16 protein-coding genes, 15 tRNA genes and 2 rRNA genes are annotated in these 22,168 nt (G+C 47.5%); 31 read left to right on the forward strand and 2 right to left on the reverse strand.

The genetic code is table 11. From position 1 onward, the window contains the following. The first annotated feature begins 21 nt into the window (after positions 1 to 21). The 4 genes from ABGV42_RS20380 to ABGV42_RS20395 all read left to right on the forward strand — a co-directional run bounded on the left by ABGV42_RS20380 (position 22) and on the right by ABGV42_RS20395 (position 4,510). Positions 22 to 615: a hypothetical protein gene (locus ABGV42_RS20380; RefSeq protein WP_347383443.1), complete on the forward strand. Its 594-nt coding sequence runs from the start codon at positions 22 to 24 to the stop codon at positions 613 to 615. Positions 616 to 641: 26 nt separating this feature from the next. Next, positions 642 to 2,045, forward strand: coding sequence for a DUF4097 family beta strand repeat-containing protein (locus ABGV42_RS20385; RefSeq protein ID WP_347383444.1), 1,404 nt, complete (start codon positions 642 to 644; stop codon positions 2,043 to 2,045). A gap of 171 nt (positions 2,046 to 2,216) precedes the next feature. Further along, complete coding sequence (perR, locus tag ABGV42_RS20390) at positions 2,217 to 2,639, forward strand: peroxide-responsive transcriptional repressor PerR (RefSeq protein WP_024631328.1); 423 nt, start codon at positions 2,217 to 2,219, stop codon at positions 2,637 to 2,639. A gap of 122 nt (positions 2,640 to 2,761) precedes the next feature. Beyond that, positions 2,762 to 4,510 carry a glycosyl hydrolase family 18 protein gene (locus ABGV42_RS20395; RefSeq protein WP_347383445.1) on the forward strand — a complete coding sequence of 583 codons (1,749 nt, stop codon included), beginning with the start codon at positions 2,762 to 2,764 and terminating at the stop codon, positions 4,508 to 4,510. Positions 4,511 to 4,647: 137 nt separating this feature from the next. On the opposite strand, the gene ABGV42_RS20400 is transcribed toward ABGV42_RS20395, so the two are convergent. Then, positions 4,648 to 5,046 carry a DUF2614 family zinc ribbon-containing protein gene (locus ABGV42_RS20400; RefSeq protein WP_347383446.1) on the reverse strand — a complete coding sequence of 133 codons (399 nt, stop codon included), beginning with the start codon at positions 5,044 to 5,046 and terminating at the stop codon, positions 4,648 to 4,650. A gap of 131 nt (positions 5,047 to 5,177) precedes the next feature. Here ABGV42_RS20400 and ABGV42_RS20405 point away from each other — a divergent pair, with 131 nt between their 5' ends. The 19 genes from ABGV42_RS20405 (at position 5,178) to ABGV42_RS20495 (ending at position 14,081) form a co-directional block, all read left to right on the forward strand. Then, a complete protein-coding gene (locus ABGV42_RS20405) occupies positions 5,178 to 6,050 on the forward strand; it encodes a nucleotidyltransferase-like protein (protein WP_347384441.1) in 873 nt (290 codons plus the stop codon). Between the two features lie 455 nt (positions 6,051 to 6,505). Then, positions 6,506 to 8,057, forward strand: a 16S ribosomal RNA gene (locus tag ABGV42_RS20410). Positions 8,058 to 8,362: 305 nt separating this feature from the next. Then, positions 8,363 to 11,287, forward strand: a 23S ribosomal RNA gene (locus tag ABGV42_RS20415). Together the 16S and 23S rRNA genes with 15 tRNA genes alongside form the textbook arrangement of a ribosomal RNA operon. A 66-nt stretch (positions 11,288 to 11,353) precedes the next feature. After that, a tRNA-Asn gene (locus ABGV42_RS20420) sits at positions 11,354 to 11,429 on the forward strand. A gap of 3 nt (positions 11,430 to 11,432) precedes the next feature. Next, positions 11,433 to 11,524: transfer RNA gene (locus ABGV42_RS20425), tRNA-Ser, on the forward strand. A 6-nt stretch (positions 11,525 to 11,530) separates the two neighbouring features. After that, positions 11,531 to 11,602: transfer RNA gene (locus tag ABGV42_RS20430), tRNA-Glu, on the forward strand. A gap of 70 nt (positions 11,603 to 11,672) precedes the next feature. Further along, a tRNA-Val gene (locus tag ABGV42_RS20435) sits at positions 11,673 to 11,748 on the forward strand. A gap of 23 nt (positions 11,749 to 11,771) precedes the next feature. Further along, positions 11,772 to 11,845 (forward strand) — tRNA-Met (locus tag ABGV42_RS20440). A gap of 29 nt (positions 11,846 to 11,874) precedes the next feature. Continuing rightward, positions 11,875 to 11,952, forward strand: a tRNA-Asp gene (locus ABGV42_RS20445). A 94-nt stretch (positions 11,953 to 12,046) separates the two neighbouring features. After that, positions 12,047 to 12,122, forward strand: a tRNA-Phe gene (locus tag ABGV42_RS20450). 20 nt (positions 12,123 to 12,142) lie between these two features. Then, positions 12,143 to 12,218 (forward strand) — tRNA-Thr (locus tag ABGV42_RS20455). A gap of 4 nt (positions 12,219 to 12,222) precedes the next feature. After that, a tRNA-Tyr gene (locus tag ABGV42_RS20460) sits at positions 12,223 to 12,308 on the forward strand. A gap of 6 nt (positions 12,309 to 12,314) precedes the next feature. Then, positions 12,315 to 12,388 (forward strand) — tRNA-Trp (locus ABGV42_RS20465). 29 nt (positions 12,389 to 12,417) lie between these two features. After that, positions 12,418 to 12,490: transfer RNA gene (locus ABGV42_RS20470), tRNA-His, on the forward strand. 13 nt (positions 12,491 to 12,503) lie between these two features. Beyond that, a tRNA-Gln gene (locus ABGV42_RS20475) sits at positions 12,504 to 12,578 on the forward strand. 4 nt (positions 12,579 to 12,582) lie between these two features. Beyond that, positions 12,583 to 12,657 (forward strand) — tRNA-Gly (locus tag ABGV42_RS20480). 6 nt (positions 12,658 to 12,663) lie between these two features. Further along, positions 12,664 to 12,737: transfer RNA gene (locus ABGV42_RS20485), tRNA-Cys, on the forward strand. A gap of 34 nt (positions 12,738 to 12,771) precedes the next feature. After that, positions 12,772 to 12,850: transfer RNA gene (locus ABGV42_RS20490), tRNA-Leu, on the forward strand. Between the two features lie 271 nt (positions 12,851 to 13,121). Next, a complete protein-coding gene (locus ABGV42_RS20495) occupies positions 13,122 to 14,081 on the forward strand; it encodes a class I SAM-dependent methyltransferase (RefSeq protein ID WP_347383447.1) in 960 nt (319 codons plus the stop codon). A gap of 20 nt (positions 14,082 to 14,101) precedes the next feature. Here the strand turns inward: ABGV42_RS20495 and ABGV42_RS20500 are convergent, their stop codons facing one another. Beyond that, positions 14,102 to 16,522 (reverse strand): helix-turn-helix domain-containing protein, encoded by a 2,421-nt coding sequence (locus ABGV42_RS20500; RefSeq protein WP_347383448.1) that lies wholly within the window; start codon positions 16,520 to 16,522, stop codon positions 14,102 to 14,104. 490 nt (positions 16,523 to 17,012) lie between these two features. Between ABGV42_RS20500 and ABGV42_RS20505 the strand changes: the two genes are divergently transcribed. From ABGV42_RS20505 to ABGV42_RS20540, 8 genes are all read left to right on the forward strand, one after another. After that, positions 17,013 to 17,321 (forward strand): LiaF transmembrane domain-containing protein, encoded by a 309-nt coding sequence (locus ABGV42_RS20505; protein ID WP_347383449.1) that lies wholly within the window; start codon positions 17,013 to 17,015, stop codon positions 17,319 to 17,321. Positions 17,322 to 17,355: 34 nt separating this feature from the next. Further along, the gene (locus tag ABGV42_RS20510; RefSeq protein WP_239304095.1) at positions 17,356 to 18,027 is read left to right on the forward strand and encodes a PspA/IM30 family protein; all 672 of its coding nucleotides are present in this window, start codon (positions 17,356 to 17,358) and stop codon (positions 18,025 to 18,027) included. Positions 18,028 to 18,031: 4 nt separating this feature from the next. Beyond that, on the forward strand, positions 18,032 to 18,262 hold the full coding sequence (locus ABGV42_RS20515; protein ID WP_347383450.1) for a PspC domain-containing protein: 231 nt from the start codon (positions 18,032 to 18,034) through the stop codon (positions 18,260 to 18,262). 17 nt (positions 18,263 to 18,279) lie between these two features. After that, positions 18,280 to 18,783: a PspC domain-containing protein gene (locus tag ABGV42_RS20520; protein WP_347383451.1), complete on the forward strand. Its 504-nt coding sequence runs from the start codon at positions 18,280 to 18,282 to the stop codon at positions 18,781 to 18,783. Position 18,784: 1 nt separating this feature from the next. After that, on the forward strand, positions 18,785 to 19,492 hold the full coding sequence (locus ABGV42_RS20525) for a PspA/IM30 family protein (RefSeq protein ID WP_347383452.1): 708 nt from the start codon (positions 18,785 to 18,787) through the stop codon (positions 19,490 to 19,492). Positions 19,493 to 19,641: 149 nt separating this feature from the next. Further along, complete coding sequence (gene liaF / locus ABGV42_RS20530) at positions 19,642 to 20,289, forward strand: cell wall-active antibiotics response protein LiaF (RefSeq protein WP_347383453.1); 648 nt, start codon at positions 19,642 to 19,644, stop codon at positions 20,287 to 20,289. Positions 20,290 to 20,323: 34 nt separating this feature from the next. Further along, the gene (locus ABGV42_RS20535) at positions 20,324 to 21,439 is read left to right on the forward strand and encodes a sensor histidine kinase (RefSeq protein WP_127538881.1); all 1,116 of its coding nucleotides are present in this window, start codon (positions 20,324 to 20,326) and stop codon (positions 21,437 to 21,439) included. After that, the gene (locus tag ABGV42_RS20540; RefSeq protein WP_347383454.1) at positions 21,381 to 22,049 is read left to right on the forward strand and encodes a response regulator transcription factor; all 669 of its coding nucleotides are present in this window, start codon (positions 21,381 to 21,383) and stop codon (positions 22,047 to 22,049) included. The genes ABGV42_RS20535 and ABGV42_RS20540 overlap by 59 nt, the downstream gene beginning before the upstream one ends. Positions 22,050 to 22,168: the final 119 nt, after the last annotated feature.

Genomic DNA, 22,168 nt, shown 5'->3' on the forward strand with positions numbered 1-22,168 from the left:
TTCATAAGAAAGGAGCAAGTCATGAAAAGAAAACATCCTTCCGGGAAAAAAGGACAAACGGCCAAAAGCAAGCCGCTCCGAAATCGGACACATAAATTTATTGCCGGATTATTGAGTGCGATCATTCCTGGTCTGGGTCATATCTATTTGCGGCTGTATATGAGAGGTCTGACTTTCATGCTGCTTGTACTGCTCGATCTGTCGGCACTTTTGTATTTTTCGTCTATTGGCATACAGATTAACGTGCCCCTTTTAATTTTGCTCGCTTTGTTCATTCCGGTGATCTACTTTTACAATGTATTCGATGTACTGCAATCCGCGGATTGGGTCATGATGCGGAGGCGTAGAGCTGCAACTCATGGAAATATGGACAAGCCTCTAATGAACGAGCGGGCTGTAGGTGAAGCCTTTATGGTGTGGGAGCGAGGGGTTTCGTTTGGACTGCTGCTTATTGTGGGTGGCGGACTGATGGTTATGTTCTTCCGCAAACCTCGCTGGTTTCAGGAAATGCTCGCTCTATATGGAGGATATGTTTTTGCAGGTTTGCTGATTATTGTAGGGCTGATCCTGTTCGGACGTGAGATTTGGGTTATGCTGCGCAAAAAGAAAGTCTAGATCAGAAGGGTTGAGGAGGGAAAGTGATGAACCGTAAAGTCCGGGTCGGTCGCTATACGGCTGCCGCCTTAATCGTAGCGGTCGGTGTGCTGTTGATTTTGGATAAACGGTGGGGAACTGACTACGTATATGAAATGGTCGACTGGTGGCCATTGCTGCTTATCGCATTGGGTGTGGAATACATACTGTTATTTCTGTGGACGCGCAGCAAGAAAAAGACATCAGCAGATGAGCTGCAGGATGAGAAAGTGAAGATGCGTTTCAGGCCGGATGCGAAAGGCATTCTGGCTTCCCTCGTGCTAACGGCTGCCGTATTTATTGTGACAGAGCAGGACCACTACATGCACTTGTGGAACAGGGTGAGCCTTAATCTGGGAGCAGCCTCCATGGACTATAGCCAGGCAGCGGGGTACATGCAAGACAAGGGTACGATCCGTGTGCCTGTTGGTATGAATACTTCCGATCTTGTCGTACAGGGGGTTAATGGGGACATCTCGGTACAGCGCGGAGATACGGAAGAGATTGAGGTACGAACTGTAGTATGGGTAGATAAGACAACCGAAGTAGAAGCAAAGGCCGTGGCAGATGCATCATTTGTTGAAACGGATGGTACTAAGGTTATTCACATAACGGCAACGGGCAAGACTTACGGAGAAAACGATAAAACACAGCCACGAATGAATATGACGATTACGATTCCGGATGACCGGCGATTTAATCTGGACATTCGCACATCCAACGGAGCCATATTACTAAATCGGCCAGAGGCAATTAGCACCATTTTGGCTGAAACGGGGAATGGACGTATCCGGATTACGAATGCGGTAGGTGACATTACGGGCAAAACGTTGAATGGCGATGTCATTGTAGCCAATGCGATGGGGAATGTCGATCTGGATAGTAACCGGGGAGATATGAAAGCACGCGGAGTTTCAGGGGATGTAGATCTGACGACACAGGTAGGAAGCATTAGCATTACGGATTCAATCGGTGAATTTACCGCTGAAACACGGAACGGAAATATTACGCTGGATGGCGCAAACCTTGCGATCAGGGCTCAATCCCTGAATGGCAGCATCAGCATCGTTTCCTCCAAAGTAGGTGGGGATTGGGATGTATACAGTGCTGTTGGTGCAATCAGCATTTTATTGCCTCATCAGGGGGATTACAGTCTGAGCGGGTCCAGCAGTTATGGTGATCTGAAGACGGACCTGCCGTTTACAGTGCAAAATAAAACGATTGAAGGCCAGCTTGGCGAAGGAGAATATACGGTTAAAATCGAAGGGAACAGCGACCTTACCATTAATCGAAACCCGGATGTACCTTCGGCTGATGCGAACACTTCTAACCCGGAAGACACAGATGACGATTCGGAGCAGAACCAAGGTAACGGGGAGAATTCCCAGGACAATACGTCTGAAGTTCGGTAACTGCCGCGTTGACAATAAACTTACAATCGCCGTACAATAAAATAATATATGGCAAGGTTACACGGCAGGAAAGATTAAAAGTCCTGTTCCTTGTCAAGAATCAACTCTGTTGAATAAGATGATAATGAGTCTTGTTACTTCAGGAGAATGAAAGGTAAGGCGGTGGGTTTTATGGCAACACGTGTCCAACATGCGTTGGAGCATCTGAAAACGACCGGTGTCCGTATTACACCCCAGCGCCATGCCATATTGAATTATCTGATGGAATCCATGGGGCATCCGACTGCCGATGAAATTTACCGTGCGCTTGAACCCCAATTTCCCAGTATGAGCGTGGCGACTGTATATAACAATTTGAAGATGTTTCTGGAGGCCGGCATGGTCCGGGAATTGACATACGGAGATAACTCCAGCCGCTTCGATGCCAATGTGACGGATCATTACCATGTCATTTGTGATAAATGCGGTAAAATTGAAGATTTCAGTTATCCTTCGCTCAAAAGCGTTGAGCTCCAGGCGGAATCAAGTACCGGATTTGAAGTCCACGGACACCGGTTGGAAGTTTATGGTGTTTGTAAAAGTTGCAGGGATTAAGAGAGTTGAATTACAATATTAGCGTGCAGAATTCAGTTTGGATTCTACACGTTTTTTGTTTTTTTAGGGCAAAGGAATACATGCATGATTTTCACGCGGCAATTATATCTTCATGATTCAGCATGATTAACGGAGGTAGGCGTTTGAGTAGAAAAAGCAGATATACACGACAGAAGAAGAGGCGCTCGTTTTGGCCTGGTTTTTTGGGAGCTTGCCTTATTGCAGGGGGGGCTTACTGGTTTATAACGAATGTTTGGCTGAACCAAGTTCACGAAGACCCCGATTGGATCGGAATGAATCAGCCTGTTTTTGTGGATGGTCAGTTGATGGATGGCGAAGCTTCGGGAACAGGGGAACAGCTTAAGCTGCCTGTGAACGTACTGCAGGAGGCCATTGATCCGGGCATACGTTACGAAGCGGACACGGGGGATATTATTATTGCGACTCCGCAACGTGTCCTTCATATGAAGGAAGGCAGCACCAAGGCTGAGCTTAATCATAAGGATTATCCGATGCCAGTTGAGCCTGAGGTTATTGGAGGAGAGGCATACATCCCCCTTAAACCCTTGAAGGAAGTCTACGGGATAGCCGTAGAGGAAGATACGACTACGGGTGCAGTATTGTTGATGCGTGGAGGAGACACCATTCAATATGCGGAGATTGACACCTTGTCATCCAAAGCGGATAAAACCATTCCTTTGTACAAACGTGGGGGAGAGTCTTCCCCGATTATTGCGGATATGGAACAGAACGCCCGGGTACGGGTATGGCAGACGGGTGCTGAGCAGAGTTTTGTTCAGCTGGATAACGGCTATGCCGGTTACGTGGATAATCAATACGTATCCCTTACTGAGAAAAAGGAGCTGGACAAGCCCAAATTCACTCTGACTGCAGCAGAGAAGAAGTGGCAGAGTAAAACGGTAAATCTAGTGTGGGAGGCGGTATACAACCGCCAGCCAGATGTCGGTTCAATAGGCAAGATGCCGGGTGTTAATGTGGTCAGCCCAACGTGGTTCCATATTACGGACGGCCAGGGCAACGTGAAGAGCAAAGCCGATAAAGCGTACGTTAACTGGGCTCACCGTTCCGGAATGGAAGTATGGGGACTGATGGATAACAGCTTCGATCCGGGTATTACAAAAGAAGCGGTAGCCTCCTACGAGACCCGCACGCATATCATCGAACAGATGCTGGAATACGCACAGACGTATCAATTGGATGGCATTAATATTGACTTTGAGAACGTGTATACCGATGATGGACCCAATATTACTCAATTTGTTCGTGAGATTAAGGCAGTGGCACGTATACATGGACTTATGCTCTCCATTGATGTAACTCCAAAATCCAATAGTGAAATGTGGTCCGCTTTTCTGGATCGACGTTCACTTGGTTCCTTTGTCGATTATATGATGGTTATGGCCTATGACGAGCACTGGGCTGCCAGTCCCAAGGCTGGTTCCGTCGCTTCTCTGCCTTGGACAGAGGCCTCTATGAGAAAAATTCTTGAAGAAGATGAAGTGCCTTCAAACAAATTGATCATGTCTGTTCCACTGTATACACGAATCTGGACAGAGGAAAAAGACGAGCAGGGCGAGGTTAAAGTATCTTCGAAAGCGGTCGGTATGGATACCGTTGCTGATTTGATCAAGGAGAAGAAGCTTAAACCTGTGTTGGATCCGGAAAGTGGTCAGAACTATGTGGAATTTGCTGTAGACGGGGCAACCAAAAAGATCTGGATAGAGGATGCTGTTTCCTTACAGGCCCGTGTAGAACTCATTGAATCACTTAAACTGGGTGGTGTAGCTGCATGGAATCGTAGTTTTGCCAACGCATCCGCATGGAAGACATTACAACAGGTGAGTCGTTAGAAAAAATCGCTTACTGAACTTATCATTTTATATATGAATCGATTCATTGTCTGAAAAAACGCAAAAGGCTCGGTCAAGATACCGGGCCTTTTTGTTGTTTACTCATTGATGATAGATGGAGAAGTGAGTGAGTGACGCTAGCCTTTTGGACTAATACGGTGATCCGTATCAGAAACTGATGGAGAAGGCGCTTTCAGATGAGGGCGGTTTGTGTTCGCTTGATTGGGATCCAGAGTGAGGATGGTATGACAGAACATACAACGATCCGTCTTGCCGAGCATTTTGGTCAATTTACCGCATTCAGGGCAATCCACTTGGACAGCGCTCGTAGACAGCATTCCAGCCCAGAAGTAGATGGCCAGACTAGCCATCATGGCAACGAGTCCAATGACGAGTCCCACGGCTGCAAACACCTTGCCTGCATGCCCCCAAAACACGATTCCGGCAGTTCCCAGTACCATTAGCCCCATGCCTAGCATGGTGAGCAACAATCCCCAAGTGCGAAAAGCATTAATTTTAGCTGATTTAAAAATCATGAAAAATGCTCCTATCGTATGAGTAGTATCGGACCTGGAAAAGAAGGAAACTTCAGTCTGCTTGTAGAATTACATTATAACTGACTTGGCGCTTAACTGCCATGAATTGTATGGAGGGAATCGTGGAATTAATGAACCTAGCTTTTTTGTCCGGACAGTCGGAAGAGTCGGGGGCAGTTGGGGCTATCGCTTATTCCCATCCGGGTGAGCGATTCCACGGCTCCCTGATTCAGGATTTCGAATTGCTTGTTCTCATTGTCTGTGATACGGATCAGATTATATCGAAGGTTGGGCATTACCGTTATGGTGATCTGCGATATCAAATGATTTACGCGGGACGCCATCAACTGCAGAGCAGTGTAATAACTGGCGATAATAACAATCTCATGCAATGCTTGATTGAGGGCGAGATCATCTGGGAATCAGACGGTGCTTTAAGTGACCTCAGGAAAGAGTTATCCGCCTTTGGAATGGAATTACGGGAACAAAAGCTGCTGCATGAATTCGCAAGCTTTCTTAGAATGTATGTGGAGGCCAAGCGACACATCCAGGAGGGACATGTAGTAGATGCTTATTACAGCGTACTGGAGGCTCTGGGTAACTGGGCCAGGATTGTGTTGATTGAGCAGGGAGTGTATCCGGACCATGCTGTCTGGACCCATGTGCAGAATTTGGACCGGGCACTCTGGAAGCTCTACCAGGAGCTGACGGTAAGCTCGGAGACGCTGGAGCAACGGGTGGAGCTTGTTCTTCTTGCCTGTGAATTTTCGGTCATGTCCAAAATGGGGGATTGCTCGGAATTACTTCTACGGGTAATTAGAAGCCGGAAGGAAGCATGGAGCGTAGACGAACTGATTCATCATCCACAATTAAAATTTGTAGGAGAAGATCTCCCGTTAATCCTGCGGAAACTGGTATTTCGTTCTATTATAAAGGAATCGGCCGGTTGGCCGTCCCTGATAGGAGGCGAGGGGCGGGAAATCCGATATTGGATTGAAGCCTGAACATGGCCCGCTAGCCCATTGATATGGTTAGGCAAAAGGAGGGGAAACCTTCCTTTTTTGTTTGTTTAATAAATTAATAAAAACAGGTTGACTCTCACTTATGGAATGTGATACATTATATTTCGTTCCCCAAACGGGCTTATCGTAAAAGACTCGTGAGGAACAAGTGAAGAACAAAATGATTTAAAAAAGAATCAAAAAAAAGTTCTTGACGAAAAGGTACAGAATGTGATACATTATTTAAGTCGCCGCTGAAAATGCGGATGACGAAAAAAGAGGATCACAAGAGTCAAGTTTGATCTTTGAAAACTGAACAACGAGTGAGTAATTATCCTGTTTACAGGATGAACGTGAAGGTTTTTGGTACATGCCATCTGGCTGTATGAAAACTGGAACAACAATGAGATTTTTAATCTCGTCAGATTCAAAATGAGCTAATCGCTCTTTTCAATACTTTATTGGAGAGTTTGATCCTGGCTCAGGACGAACGCTGGCGGCATGCCTAATACATGCAAGTCGAGCGGACTTGAAGAGAAGCTTGCTTCTCTGATGGTTAGCGGCGGACGGGTGAGTAACACGTAGGCAACCTGCCCTCAAGCTTGGGACAACTACCGGAAACGGTAGCTAATACCGAATACTTGCTTTCTTCGCCTGAAGGAAGCTGGAAAGACGGAGCAATCTGTCACTTGAGGATGGGCCTGCGGCGCATTAGCTAGTTGGTGAGGTAACGGCTCACCAAGGCGACGATGCGTAGCCGACCTGAGAGGGTGATCGGCCACACTGGGACTGAGACACGGCCCAGACTCCTACGGGAGGCAGCAGTAGGGAATCTTCCGCAATGGGCGAAAGCCTGACGGAGCAATGCCGCGTGAGTGATGAAGGTTTTCGGATCGTAAAGCTCTGTTGCCAGGGAAGAACGTCCTTGAGAGTAACTGCTCAAGGAGTGACGGTACCTGAGAAGAAAGCCCCGGCTAACTACGTGCCAGCAGCCGCGGTAATACGTAGGGGGCAAGCGTTGTCCGGAATTATTGGGCGTAAAGCGCGCGCAGGCGGTCATTTAAGTCTGGTGTTTAATCCCGGGGCTCAACCCCGGATCGCACTGGAAACTGGGTGACTTGAGTGCAGAAGAGGAGAGTGGAATTCCACGTGTAGCGGTGAAATGCGTAGAGATGTGGAGGAACACCAGTGGCGAAGGCGACTCTCTGGGCTGTAACTGACGCTGAGGCGCGAAAGCGTGGGGAGCAAACAGGATTAGATACCCTGGTAGTCCACGCCGTAAACGATGAGTGCTAGGTGTTAGGGGTTTCGATACCCTTGGTGCCGAAGTTAACACATTAAGCACTCCGCCTGGGGAGTACGGTCGCAAGACTGAAACTCAAAGGAATTGACGGGGACCCGCACAAGCAGTGGAGTATGTGGTTTAATTCGAAGCAACGCGAAGAACCTTACCAGGTCTTGACATCCCTCTGACCGGTACAGAGATGTACCTTTCCTTCGGGACAGAGGAGACAGGTGGTGCATGGTTGTCGTCAGCTCGTGTCGTGAGATGTTGGGTTAAGTCCCGCAACGAGCGCAACCCTTGATCTTAGTTGCCAGCATTTCGGATGGGCACTCTAAGGTGACTGCCGGTGACAAACCGGAGGAAGGTGGGGATGACGTCAAATCATCATGCCCCTTATGACCTGGGCTACACACGTACTACAATGGCCGGTACAACGGGCAGTGAAGCCGCGAGGTGGAACGAATCCTAAAAAGCCGGTCTCAGTTCGGATTGCAGGCTGCAACTCGCCTGCATGAAGTCGGAATTGCTAGTAATCGCGGATCAGCATGCCGCGGTGAATACGTTCCCGGGTCTTGTACACACCGCCCGTCACACCACGAGAGTTTATAACACCCGAAGTCGGTGGGGTAACCGCAAGGAGCCAGCCGCCGAAGGTGGGATAGATGATTGGGGTGAAGTCGTAACAAGGTAGCCGTATCGGAAGGTGCGGCTGGATCACCTCCTTTCTATGGAGAATCGTTTCCCGAGTGGAAACATTCAAATAGCAGACTAGATCTGCAAAACGTACTCACTCGTTGCTCAGTTTTGAGAGCTCAAACTCTCAAAACAGCTTGCTTTTGCATGGAGCTTGTTCTTTGAAAACTAGATATCGAAACGAAAAATGCGAATTAGAACATTCCTTTTAGCTGAACTTGTGTTAAACAAGTTTCAAATAATAGCGAAAACTGCTTTGCGATGGTATCGAATGGGAGCGACTTTTGGCTTTGCGCAAGCAAAACAAGGGAAGTGAGCAGTCGAAACCGGAGCAACTGGTTAAGCTACTAAGAGCACACGGAGGATGCCTAGGCGCTAGGAGCCGATGAAGGACGTGGCGAACAACGAAACTGCCTCGGGGAGCTGTAAGCAAGCTTTGATCCGGGGGTGTCCGAATGGGGAAACCCAGCTGGGGTAATATCCAGTTACTCATAACTGAATACATAGGTTATGTAGAGGCATACCAGGGGAACTGAAACATCTAAGTACCTTGAGGAAGAGAAAACAATAGTGATTCCGTCAGTAGCGGCGAGCGAACGCGGAACAGCCCAAACCAGAGAGCTTGCTCTCTGGGGTTGTGGGACGTCTCACATGGAGTTACAAAGGAACCGGTTAAACGAAGAGGTCTGGAAAGGCCCGCCAAAGAAGGTAAAAGCCCTGTAATTGAAAGTCTGTTCCCTCCGAGACGGATCCCGAGTAGTGCGGGGCACGTGAAACCCCGTATGAATCCGGCAGGACCATCTGCCAAGGCTAAATACTTCCTAGCGACCGATAGTGAAGCAGTACCGTGAGGGAAAGGTGAAAAGCACCCCGGAAGGGGAGTGAAATAGAACCTGAAACCGTGTGCTTACAAGAAGTCAGAGCCCGTTTTAGGGGTGATGGCGTGCCTTTTGTAGAATGAACCGGCGAGTTACGTTCCCGTGCAAGGTTAAGGTGAAGAGCCGGAGCCGCAGCGAAAGCGAGTCTGAATAGGGCGAGTTAGTACGTGGACGTAGACCCGAAACCGGGTGATCTACCCCTGTCCAGGGTGAAGGTGCGGTAACACGCACTGGAGGCCCGAACCCACGCACGTTGAAAAGTGCGGGGATGAGGTGGGGGTAGCGGAGAAATTCCAATCGAACTCGGAGATAGCTGGTTCTCCCCGAAATAGCTTTAGGGCTAGCCTCGGAAAACAGAGTCGTGGAGGTAGAGCACTGATTGGGTGCGGGGCCCGCAAGGGTTACCAAGCTCAGTCAAACTCCGAATGCCATAGACTTACTTCCGGGAGTCAGACAGTGAGTGCTAAGATCCATTGTCAAAAGGGAAACAGCCCAGACCATCAGCTAAGGTCCCCAAGTGTGTGTTAAGTGGGAAAGGATGTGGAGTTGCACAGACAACCAGGATGTTGGCTTAGAAGCAGCCACCATTGAAAGAGTGCGTAATAGCTCACTGGTCGAGTGACTCTGCGCCGAAAATGTAACGGGGCTAAACACACCACCGAAGCTATGGCTTGATGCTTGCATCAGGGGTAGGGGAGCGTTGTATAAGGGTTGAAGGTGTACCGTAAGGAGCGCTGGACATTATACAAGTGAGAATGCCGGTATGAGTAACGAAAAGATCAGTGAGAATCTGATCCGCCGAAAGCCTAAGGGTTCCTGAGGAAGGCTCGTCCGCTCAGGGTAAGTCGGGACCTAAGGCGAGGCCGAAAGGCGTAGTCGAAGGACAACAGGTCGAAATTCCTGTACCACCGTAAATCGTTACGAGCGATGGGGGGACGCAGTAGGGTAGTGACGCAGACTGATGGATGTCTGTCCAAGCAGTGAGGCTGGTTAGTAGGCAAATCCGCTAACCATAAGGCTGAGCTGTGATGGGGAGTGAAAATTACAGTAGCGAAGGTCATGATCTCACACTGCCAAGAAAAGCCTCTAGCCAGATGAAGGTGCCCGTACCGCAAACCGACACAGGTAGGCGAGAAGAGAATTCTAAGGCGCGCGGAAGAACTCTCGTTAAGGAACTCGGCAAAATGACCCCGTAACTTCGGGAGAAGGGGTGCCCCGGTAGTGTGAATAGCACGAGGGGGCCGCAGTGAAAAGGCCCAAGCGACTGTTTAGCAAAAACACAGGTCTGTGCGAAGCCGTAAGGCGAAGTATACGGGCTGACGCCTGCCCGGTGCTGGAAGGTTAAGGGGAGCGGTTAGGAGCAATCCGAAGCTGTGAACCGAAGCCCCAGTAAACGGCGGCCGTAACTATAACGGTCCTAAGGTAGCGAAATTCCTTGTCAGGTAAATTCTGACCCGCACGAATGGCGTAACGACTTGGGCGCTGTCTCAACGAGAGATCCGGTGAAATTTTAATACCTGTGAAGATGCAGGTTACCCGCGACAAGACGGAAAGACCCCATGGAGCTTTACTGCAGCTTGATATTGAATTTGGGTACGATCTGTACAGGATAGGTGGGAGCCTTTGAAGCATGAGCGCCAGCTTGTGTGGAGGCACCGTTGGGATACCACCCTGATCGTATCTAGGTTCTAACCTGGTGCCCTTAGCGGGTACGGGGACAGTGTCAGGTGGGCAGTTTGACTGGGGCGGTCGCCTCCTAAAGAGTAACGGAGGCGCCCAAAGGTTCCCTCAGAATGGTTGGAAATCATTCGAAGAGTGCAAAGGCATAAGGGAGCTTGACTGCGAGACCTACAAGTCGAGCAGGGACGAAAGTCGGGCTTAGTGATCCGGTGGTACCGCATGGAAGGGCCATCGCTCAACGGATAAAAGCTACCCTGGGGATAACAGGCTTATCTCCCCCAAGAGTCCACATCGACGGGGAGGTTTGGCACCTCGATGTCGGCTCATCGCATCCTGGGGCTGAAGTAGGTCCCAAGGGTTGGGCTGTTCGCCCATTAAAGCGGTACGCGAGCTGGGTTCAGAACGTCGTGAGACAGTTCGGTCCCTATCTGTCGTGGGCGTAGGAAATTTGAGAGGAGCTGTCCTTAGTACGAGAGGACCGGGATGGACGTACCGCTGGTGTACCAGTTGTTCCGCCAGGAGCACCGCTGGGTAGCTATGTACGGACGGGATAAGCGCTGAAAGCATCTAAGCGTGAAGCCCCCCTCAAGATGAGATTTCCCAGTATGTAAGACCCCTTGAAGACGACGAGGTAGATAGGCTGGGGGTGGAAGTGCAGTAATGCATGGAGCTGACCAGTACTAATCGGTCGAGGGCTTATCCAAATTGCAGGTTTTAGTCGCACATTTCGTTTCGGATCTAGTTTTCAGAGAATAATCTCTGAACAATATTCCCTGATAGCTCAGTTGGTAGAGCACTCGACTGTTAATCGAGTTGTCACAGGTTCGAGTCCTGTTCGGGGAGCCATATGGAGAGGTGTCCGAGTTGGCCGAAGGAGCACGATTGGAAATCGTGTAGGCGCCACAAGCGTCTCGAGGGTTCGAATCCCTCTCTCTCCGCCATAGTAAGGCCCGTTGGTCAAGGGGTTAAGACACCTCCCTTTCACGGAGGTAACAGGGGTTCGAATCCCCTACGGGTCATTATTTTCACCTCAAAAAAAGAGGTTGATTTTAACAACAGTTTTATGTTAAGATCATAAATGTGTTGTTCGGAGGCTTAGCTCAGCTGGGAGAGCATCTGCCTTACAAGCAGAGGGTCGGGGGTTCGAGCCCCTCAGCCTCCACCATATAATTTTATTTTTTATAACGACGCGGGGTGGAGCAGCCCGGTAGCTCGTCGGGCTCATAACCCGAAGGCCGCAGGTTCAAATCCTGCCCCCGCAATATTATACTTTCTTTACAGAAAGTGCTTTGGAACCGTGGTGTAGTTGGCCTAACATGCCTGCCTGTCACGCAGGAGATCGCGGGTTCGAATCCCGTCGGTTCCGCCATTTTTACTCTACATGAGGAATCTGTTCACTAAGTCTGTTATATGGCACCGACGCCTTGGATAAAGTGCAACGTTTCATGATTAGACTTTATTATGGCTCGGTAGCTCAGTCGGTAGAGCAGAGGACTGAAAATCCTCGTGTCGGCGGTTCGATTCCGTCCCGAGCCACCATTTTCATCACAACTTAATACGCCGGTGTAGCTCAACTGGTAGAGCAACTGACTTGTAATCAGTAGGTTGGGGGTTCAAGTCCTCTCGCCGGCACCACTATGGAGGATTAGCGAAGTGGCCAAACGCATCAGACTGTAAATCTGCTCCCGTACGGGTTCGGTGGTTCGAATCCATCATCCTCCACCAGTTTTTAGGGGCATAGTTTAAAGGTAGAACAACGGTCTCCAAAACCGTTGGTGTGGGTTCAATTCCTGCTGCCCCTGCCAATTAACTTTTTTAGTGAATAATGCATATGGCGATCGTGGCGAAGTGGTTAACGCACCGGTTTGTGGATCCGGCATTCGGGGGTTCAATTCCCCTCGATCGCCCCTTTGTTTTTATTGGGGATTAGCCAAGCGGTAAGGCAACGGACTTTGACTCCGTCATGCATAGGTTCAAATCCTATATCCCCAGCCATTATGCGGACGTGGCTCAGCGGTAGAGCATCGCCTTGCCAAGGCGAGGGTCGCGGGTTCGATTCCCGTCGTCCGCTCCAAAATATGGCGCCATAGCCAAGTGGTAAGGCACAGCTCTGCAAAAGCTTTATCCCCAGTTCGAATCTGGGTGGCGCCTCCAGTATATTTTTAGAAAATATACTACAACATGATATGCCGGCGTGGCGGAATGGCAGACGCGCTCGACTCAAAATCGAGTGGGAAACCGTGGAGGTTCGAGTCCTCTCGCCGGTATAACGTATAACCCTGTGGATTGCTTAGACAATTCACAGGGTTATTTTTATTTGATGATTATTCCTCTCGATACTGTAGAGATGTAATATAGGCGGTTGACGTGTGGATAAATTAAATATATTGTAGATAAATAAAGTCTATAATATTAACTAATTTAAGTCCAACATCGTACAAATAAGAGATTGGCTACATGATAATGGATTGCTTCTTTAGTTTTAAAAGTGATCTTTGGTAAATCTACAATCCAATACACAGAACGGAGTGAAACGAAATGTCTGAGGGTAAAGTGTCTGAGAAAATCAATTCAGCTCATTATTCAGAAATATTATTTGATCTGTCCATCTGGGAAGAGGCGTGGAAGCAGCAGCCGAGGAATCCCAAATACAAGAAGAAGAGTGCGCCGTTCGAAACGGAAGAAGCATTTGAACGCTGGGCACGAGATTATCACCATCAATCCTTCACAGAAGAAGGTAAGAAGCGTTCCGAGCGCATCATGAGCTGGATTGAGAACCAGGGTGTAGACTTTAGTGATTTATCCGTATTGGACATTGGAGCGGCTTCAGGCATTTTTACAATTCCTTTTGCAGAAAAGGGGGCAACTGTCACTGCAGTCGAACCTTCTGAACTGCTCATTTCTCTGATGAAAGAAACAATCCCACACGCATTAGCGTCCAATATTGAGATTATTTCCGAACGTTTTGAAGAAATATCGATTCAGGAGAAAGGCTGGGAAAAGAAATACGATTTTGCCTTTGCCTCCATGTGCCCAGCGATGTCTGATTGGGAAACAGTCGAACAGGCGATTCAAAGTGCACGCAAATATGTGTATATTAGTGCCATGGCCGGCCCGAGAGTGCATTCGTTAATTGACGAGTTAAAAGAGGTCCTTAAGGTTAATCCACCATACCGTTCGGGAGATATGGGATACATACAACAGCTGTTATTCTTGAAGGGTTACGCGTATACGTCGTTAATTACAAATGAAGTCAACACCATTGAGATGTCTGTTCAGCAAGTTGTAGATCATTTAAAGGAATGGCTAAACACCTATGGATTGCCTTCGGATGCAGACTCACTATACATAGCAGAGCATTATGTCAGAGGAGCCTATCCAGATGGCGTGATTACCTTCTTACGTGGCGGCAGGTTCGGTAAAATTTTAATTCAACTGGATCAGCAGAACATGAAGGCTGTTCGAACCACTGAAGCTAAAAAATATAACCAAGGTTGATTCGTTAAAAAGGGAGCAGATCACCTGCTCCCTTTTGGCTTACCTACATTAGATTTTATTTCATGGAAGAGCGAGGACCTTTCTCTACGTTCACGATACTGGCCCGGAGTCATTCCTTCCCATTTTCGAAATGAACGGATAAAGTTCTGCGGGTTGTTGTAACGAAGCCGAGCAGCAATATCCTTAACCGTTAGCTCGGTTTCATCCAACCACTTTCGGGCCATCTTGAACCGATACTGTGATAAATATTCACTGAATGCGTAGCCTGTTTCTTTGCTGAAAACAGTACTCAAATAGCTTGCATTATAATGGAGCCTATAAGCACACTCGTCAAGTGTTAGGTCGGTATCGTATTCTTGATGGATTATGGCAATCATTCTTTCCGAGATCTGCTGATGCTGTACATATTGCCTCTCTCTGAAAATGCCAATAACCGGCCTGATGATCCGGGAAATAAACCATTGTTCCACTTCAGCAGCAGTCTGCAGAGCGAGCAGTTCCTTGATCATCGGGCTGTGTCCTGAAGAGATCTGCCCAAGTCGTATACCGGAGTCCTGCATCATTTCTAATATATGCATCAGTAATCGAGTCAAAGCAAACTGATACTCTTCCTCGGTCCATTCCATACGATACACATGCTGTAGCAAGTGTTGTAATAGTACGGAAGTTTCAGCCTCATCTGCAGATTGAATGGAGTGGATAAGTCTATTTTCCAGTGAGTCAGGGTATGGTAGCGTCCCAATGGAAGGATAAATTGCCTCTGCCTCATATTGCTTGACGCCTAACCCTGGTTTCATCCGCTGCTGCAATGCCCTCATGGCTTCACCATATGCCAGGTGTATCTCCGATATGGAAGTGTACGGTTGACTGAAATGGATATTCATCTGAAGATTCAAAACTTCACCAATTTGATGATGTAATCGCTCCGTTATATTGTAAAGTTCTTTTGAAAACACCTTGTTGTCCGTTTCTACACTTCCTATTATCGTTACTACAGTTTCGTCCAAAACAATGGGGGATACTTGTTGCTCTTTATCAATAAATTCCTCCAATATGTTCTGGACGGCAAATAGCAGGAGATCGAGATCGTGATGATCATACTTCGTTTGACTTGCCAAATCGGTCTGCAGGGCTAGTACGGCCATTTGTTGCCATTGAATAAGATGGTCGCTGTATCCTAGTTCGCTCCAACTATGTTGCAGCGTGTCCAGTGAGCTTTTGCCTTGAAGTATATTCATCATAAACTGGGTGCGTGTCTGCAACACATACTGGTTCAATTTGTTTTCCATCTGGGATCGAGAAGCTGAAAGCTGAGTAATACGGGTCTTAATTTGTTCAAATTCATCTTGAGTTGGTAAAAAGGAATGTTGCGAATTCTGATTCGACAAGACTCTGTCACTGATCCCAAGCTGTGATAGCAGATTTCGAATGGGGACATGCAAGCGCCTTGAACCTAACCATGCAAACAATAAGGAGAGTAAAAGGAGTAAGATGCCGATAGTCAAGGTGTATAGTGCAATCTCGACATACTCTTGGGTCAAGACATTCATGGGTGTAATCAAAATATAAGTCCATCCCTTTAACGGTGTCTTAGTGTAGGTTAAGGCATAGTCTGTACCCGTGATCCGAACTTCGTGATATTCCTTTGGTGCAGCATACGTATTTGGAGAGAGCAACTCGCTCATGTCCACTTTAGATTCAATATCTTCAATGTTTATGGCCGATAATGGTTGTCCAATATACATAGGGTCGGGGTGAACAAGAATGCGCTGTTCCCGATTCACGATAATCAATTCTGAAGCAGACATATCCATGTCAACAGATTCAGGTACAACTGAGTGATGCAATGAGCATGCAGGAATTCCGCCAATTAAAGCCGAGTCAGAGGGTGCATTCATAATCGAGATGGATCTGCCGAGCACAATGTGATAGTTACATCCGGACTGTAATTCCTGTTCATTATGTTTAAAGACAGATGAAGGAATCAGCTGCCAGCCAGAGGTTAGGGTCCTGGACAAGAGATCCCGCATGGGAAGAGCCAAAGGGAAATCTGTGTTGAGATACAGCCCCGCATAATCAACCAGCCAATCCTGCGTTTGGTTAACCAGCGTAATATCCATTAAGGGTTCCCAGGATCGCATATGTTGAAATTCGGATTGAAGCTGGTTCGCAGTCGTTAATGTACCTGGAAGTGTAGCCGACAGGGACTGAAGTGTAATTGGAGAGCGAGTCGCATGATCCAGCATGTAACTGACGGTGTTAAGCTTATGCTCGACGCTCGACTGCATTTGTAAAAGAAGTTGCTTATTCGCCTGCATGCGATGCAGCTCCGTTTGATGCATGGAATACAGAATTGTTGCTATTCCGGCCAGCAGAATAGGCAAGGTGCTGAGCAGAATGCCAAACAAGATCATTTTATGAAGATAACTGATGGATCGCACAGCCCCACTCCTAACTTCTGAATTAGGATCGTACTGCTTCTATTTTAGTAAACGCTTACATTATTAACAACATAAATTTGTTTATCTGGATAAAAAAGTATGTGATTCTTGGTTGGTGAGAACCCTTCGTTCAACGTGCATGATCTTGGGGAAACGAATGACGGTTGCAAACGTACATAAGAGTTAAGAGCAGATCGTATCAAAAGCGGTTGCACTAGCTCAGCTAAGGTAAATCGCACTAGTTTGGATAGCGGGAATATGAGGTATCCCGATTTCAGGCTCATGATATGACGACAGAGGTCTGATGCAAGGACAGACGGAGGTCCAACCCCATCCCCGACCTGAGTCTAGGATGAAAAACCGTCCGCGGTCTGTTTTGAAAAGTCCCCGTTTACCCTAGAATAAAGACATAAGGTTGAACAAGAAACAACAAACACAAACGAGCAAATAAACAAATCAAAATACAAACCGAAAGGGTGGTGAAAAAATTATGAGATGGAATAAGGGAAATGGTTGGGCGATTGTACTGATCGCGCTGGGAGCTCTCATCCTTTTCGGAAAGTTAACTCCGCTTCTTGGGCACCTGATGGGGTATCTGATTCCGATTCTGATGATTGCACTTGGTTATTACGGGGTTAAACGAGGAAATGTGATGCTGGGTTGGATCGTCCTAATCATCGGTATCCTGTCATTGATGGGTAAACTGGCTTGGTTAATCGGACCAATTATCGCCATCGGATTAATCATCTTCGGTGTCTCAATGCTCAGCAACAATCGCAGTCGTCGTAGCCGCTACTAAGTTATCACGATCTTGAAAAGGAGGACAGAACATAATGAGTGTATTTCGTCGAATGCGGGATATTACCGTAGCTACATTAAATGAACATCTGGAGCAAAGTCAGGATCCAGTCAAACTGATTGATCAGTTTCTGGTCTCGACCCGCCAAGACATTGGCGAAGCCGAGAAGCTTCGTCATCAATATGCAAGCCATACGAGACAAATGAAGCAGCAAGCCGATCAGGCAGCAAGTATGGTGCACAAACGTGAAGAGCAGGCCTCTATGGCTCTGAAAGCAGGAGAAGAGCATCTTGCGAAACTGGCCCTGCAGGAGAAAATTCTCCATGAGGAAAAAATGGAACAATACAATGAACTGTATGCCCAAAGCAATGCAGCATTACAGGAACTTGATGAACAGATTGACCAACTGAAAGTGGAGTATCAGAATGTGTACAGCAAACGTCAATACTACTACGCTCGTATGCAAACCATTCAGTTGCAGCAACGAATGAATCAAAGAGGTCACTACAATAATCAGAATGTACCCCGGATGTTCAATCGTCTGGACGACCAGGTTTCGGATCTTGAATATGAGGCACAAAGTCTGAGAGATATTCGTCGCATGAGCCAGGATGGTTCAGGAACAGCAGGCAGTATGTCCTCCTCAGCCTTAGATAAAGAGCTGGAGCGCCTGAAGCAGAAGCTAAACAATGACAGAAAGGAGTAGTCACATGAATAGATTATACCGCTCAACGCGTAATCGAAGGCTGACTGGTTTGATCGGCGGCATCTCTGAGAATCTTGGATTAAGTTCTATGCTGCTGCGTCTTATCTTCTTCATCAGTATTTTCGCTACGGGAGGTACATCATTGCTGATCTACTTCATCGCTGCATTAGTGGTGCCGAAGGAACCCTATCCTGGAGATCCATACGGATACGATTCCGTAACAGGATATAAGTAAACGAAAGGAGTAAGCACATGAGCAAATTATACCGCTCAACGCGTGACCGGATGCTAACAGGTTTGATCGGCGGGATATCCGAATCCATTGGAATGGATTCCACGCTGTTGCGGATCATCTTCGTCATCAGTATCTTCGTAACAGGCGGCACAGCGTTGTTAATCTACTTTATCGCAGCCCTGGTAGTACCGAAAGAACCATTCCCGCCTTATGACCCTTACGGTTACGGTCCCGGCCCTGGCCCCGGTCATGGAAGAGGGTACAACAGCTATGACCATGATCCGAACAGAGGCCCTTTCCGGGGGAATAATCAAGGTCAAGGTGGCTTCGGTCCCGGCCCAGGATACAATAACAGACCGCATTCGGGTCCACGTTCTTACGATAATAACAGCTATGGAGCAGGTGCACCGCAAGAAAGTGAACTGGATTCCATGATGAAAGATATTGAGAAAAAAGCATTGAAAAAAGAAGTTGAAGAGCTTCGCCAAAAATTATCTCGTTACGAGAAGGGAGAAAAGTAAAATGGGAGTATTTAAACGGATTAAGGATATGACTAAAGCGTCGGTAAACGATATGTTGGATAAAGTAGAAGACCCGATTGTAATGTTGAACCAGTATTTGCGTGACATGGAGGCCGAAATTCATGAGGCTGAAGTAACCGTAGCCAAACAAATGGCAAACGAGCGTCGCATGAAACAACGTCTGGACGAAGCAGAGCGTACATCGGTACAACGCGAGTCCCAAGCTGAAGCTGCTCTGGCTAATGGTCAGGAAGAAGTAGCCCGCAAATTGCTGGAAGAGAAAATCTACTTTGATCAAAAAATTACGGAGTACAGTGAACTGCACGCACAATCTGAAGCACAAGCCAAAGACTTGCTGCAACAGCTCCATGACATGAAAGACGAGTTCTACAAAATGCGTAACAAACGCAATGAGCTCGTATCCCGTGCCCAAATGGCCAAAGCCAAAAAGCAAATGTCTTCCATCAACAGCTTGCATTCAATTGAAAGTGGTAGTGCATCGCTTGGATTCCATCGCATGGAAGAGAAAATCATGCAACTGGAAGCAGAAGCAGACGTATCCCGTGCACCTTACCGGAACACACAATCTACGTATACCAATCCTGTAGATGTTGAAAAACAATTCAAGGTAGATCAACAACTGCAAGCCCTGAAAAACAAACTGGGCAGCGGATCGAAAAATGAAACGGGCGGTACTTCAAAAGAATAACTGTTCGCTCAGCAGACAATATGATATTCTATAAATCGTGAATAAAGAACGGTTTGTAGAACAAAGGTTAAGCCATACAGGTCATTATCGCCTGGTATGGCTTTTCCATCGAATAGGGAAAATCAACTTGCAGAGGGGGTGCGGCAGAGATGAACAAAAAAGAACAATGGCTTGCATTTGCGATCATTATTATCGGTATAATCATGCTATTGAATCAGCATATTAATCTGCTGACGGCTGCCGCACTGATCCTGTTAACGATTGGAATGGTCCAGGTTCGCAAAGGAGACACGCACAAAGGTCACCGCTATTTGGCGATTGGTGGATGTCTTCTGCTGCTGGGGAACCTGATGATTGTATTTTTAATTGTACTGGCTTCACTAGCTTATTTTTATTCCAAAAACAAAAAGATGCATCTGCATGACGATGTTATGCGCAAACAGAATTTTTTGGCCCGTTACTACTGGGATCAGGTGCCTTGGACGTTACGAAGCATGAGCCTATGGCACGCTATTGGTGAAGTCAATGCAGATCTGTCTCTCTCCATTCCGGAAGAAAAACAGACCATTGTATTGTTACAAGGGGTTATGGGGAATGTTCGCCTGACACTGCCTGAAGATTACGGTGTAGAGATTGAGGCTTCCGTCATGTTTGGACGAATTAGTCTAAATGGGGAAAAAGACAGTGGCATGATGAACAAGTTGATATGGAGAACGCCTGGTTATGAAACCAGTGAACATAAAGCAAAATTTGTTATTTCTTATATTGTTGGCGACCTAAGCATTCGTAATCCGTAATAAGTTAATAAGTGAAGAAAAGGAGGAGACCCGGTTGAAGACAAAACGACATACCGACATGGTAACCCGAAGTATGGGTGAAGGGATCCTCCTTGTTTTCATTGTGCTCGCTGTTATCTTGTATGTATTGTATACATATGGTTATCTAGCTCCGTTTGCTGGATGGAGGCATCTGATTCAGTCTGGCTTAGCACTAGTGTTATTGCTGATTGGCATTGGAGCGGCTTTTGGCTTTTATCAGAGTTACCGGGTCAAGCGCAGGCTTGAATTGCTGCGGGAAACCCTTTTACAATGGGAAAAGGGATCTCTATCGCGCACCGTACCCGATCTGGGGATCGACGATGTAGGCCGTTTAAGCGAACAGCTCGGGCGGATCGGCAAGAAGTGGGAAGACCAGGTTACCTCGCTGCAACGATTATCGACCAATAACGCGCAGCTCGCGGAACAAGCCCGAATAACGGCAATTGTGGAAGAGCGGCAGCGATTAGCACGAGAGCTGCATGATGCCGTGTCGCAGCAGTTGTTCGCCATTTCGATGACAGCCACAGCGGTTGGTCGGAAAATGGAAAAGGACTTCGCACGTGCCCAACGGCAGGTGGCTTTGATTGAGGAGATGGCTTCGGTAGCCCAGTCCGAGATGCGAGCGTTGCTGCTGCATTTGCGGCCGGTATATCTGGAAGGCAAACATCTGGAACAAGGTCTGAAGGATCTTGTCATGGAATTAAAAACAAAAGTACCCATGGACATTGTGCTAGAGATGGATGAAGATATCCATCTGGTCAAAGGCATTGAGAATCATCTGTTCCGTATTATTCAGGAGGCGATGTCCAATACATTGCGCCATGCCAAGGCAGAAAAAATGGAAATTCGGCTGCAGCGCCGGACCGATGCGATTCGGGTGCTTATTCGTGATGATGGCCAGGGCTTTGATCTGGATGATCAGAAGCAGGCTTCCTATGGTCTGGCCAACATGCGGGAACGCGTTACGGAAATCGGCGGAGCCATTCAATTCGTAACGGCACCGGGTAAGGGAACACGTATTGAGATTACGATACCTTTGATGAGCGATGAAAGTGAGGAAGAACATGTCAATGGAACCGGAAGTAGAAACGGAGACGGAAACGTCGATCAAAGTGTTGCTCGTGGATGATCATGAAATGGTACGGATCGGCCTCGCAGCCGTGCTCGATACGGAGGACGGGATTGAGGTTGTGGGTGAAGCGGGAAGTGGAGAGGAAGGCATTCGGCTGGCACAGGAGTATAAACCGGATGTCGTTCTGATGGACCTTGTCATGGAAGGCATGGACGGGATCGAAGCGACCCGGCAGCTGCTCAAAATGTATCCGGAATGCAAAGTCATCGTATTAACCAGCTACCTGGATGATGAAAAGATGTATCCCGTTATTGAGGCAGGAGCCTTCAGTTATCTGTTAAAGACATCAAGAGCCAATGAAGTGGCAGATGCCATTCGTGCTGCGGCACGCGGACAATCGGTTCTGGAATCGCAGGTTGCTTCCAAAATGATGAATCGGTTCCGGCAGCCACAGGCAGCAGCGCCAGCGCATGAAGACCTTACTGACCGGGAGATGGATGTGCTTCGTTTACTGGCGAAGGGCAAATCCAATCAGGATATTGCCGATGATCTGATCATCGGAATCAAAACAGTTAAGTTCCATGTAACGAACATACTTGCCAAACTTGGCGTGGACGACCGTACACAGGCAGCCATCTATGCCTATAAAAATGGTCTGGCAGAGTAAGAAGAACTGTATATGAGCGACTTCATCTAGCAAAATAATGTAGCAAAAAAGCCGCACTTAATGAGTTCGGAGAACATAAATAAGCAAGTGGGAAGGCCTGCTCTACCATGTGATGGTGG

Origin of the sequence: Paenibacillus pabuli (genome assembly GCF_039831995.1) — a bacterium.
Lineage (GTDB): Bacteria > Bacillota > Bacilli > Paenibacillales > Paenibacillaceae > Paenibacillus > Paenibacillus pabuli_C.

Excerpts from the sequence above, each read along its gene's own strand:
- ABGV42_RS20380 (WP_347383443.1), top strand. The coding sequence starts at position 22 with ATGAAAAGAAAACATCCTTCCGGGAAAAAAGGACAAACGGCCAAAAGC.
- ABGV42_RS20385 (WP_347383444.1), top strand. The coding sequence starts at position 642 with ATGAACCGTAAAGTCCGGGTCGGTCGCTATACGGCTGCCGCCTTAATC.
- perR (WP_024631328.1), top strand. The coding sequence starts at position 2,217 with ATGGCAACACGTGTCCAACATGCGTTGGAGCATCTGAAAACGACCGGT.
- ABGV42_RS20395 (WP_347383445.1), top strand. The coding sequence starts at position 2,762 with ATGATTAACGGAGGTAGGCGTTTGAGTAGAAAAAGCAGATATACACGA.
- ABGV42_RS20400 (WP_347383446.1), bottom strand. The coding sequence starts at position 5,046 with ATGATTTTTAAATCAGCTAAAATTAATGCTTTTCGCACTTGGGGATTG.
- ABGV42_RS20405 (WP_347384441.1), top strand. The coding sequence starts at position 5,178 with ATGAACCTAGCTTTTTTGTCCGGACAGTCGGAAGAGTCGGGGGCAGTT.
- ABGV42_RS20495 (WP_347383447.1), top strand. The coding sequence starts at position 13,122 with ATGTCTGAGGGTAAAGTGTCTGAGAAAATCAATTCAGCTCATTATTCA.
- ABGV42_RS20505 (WP_347383449.1), top strand. The coding sequence starts at position 17,013 with ATGAGATGGAATAAGGGAAATGGTTGGGCGATTGTACTGATCGCGCTG.
- ABGV42_RS20510 (WP_239304095.1), top strand. The coding sequence starts at position 17,356 with ATGAGTGTATTTCGTCGAATGCGGGATATTACCGTAGCTACATTAAAT.
- ABGV42_RS20515 (WP_347383450.1), top strand. The coding sequence starts at position 18,032 with ATGAATAGATTATACCGCTCAACGCGTAATCGAAGGCTGACTGGTTTG.
- ABGV42_RS20520 (WP_347383451.1), top strand. The coding sequence starts at position 18,280 with ATGAGCAAATTATACCGCTCAACGCGTGACCGGATGCTAACAGGTTTG.
- ABGV42_RS20525 (WP_347383452.1), top strand. The coding sequence starts at position 18,785 with ATGGGAGTATTTAAACGGATTAAGGATATGACTAAAGCGTCGGTAAAC.
- liaF (WP_347383453.1), top strand. The coding sequence starts at position 19,642 with ATGAACAAAAAAGAACAATGGCTTGCATTTGCGATCATTATTATCGGT.
- ABGV42_RS20540 (WP_347383454.1), top strand. The coding sequence starts at position 21,381 with ATGGAACCGGAAGTAGAAACGGAGACGGAAACGTCGATCAAAGTGTTG.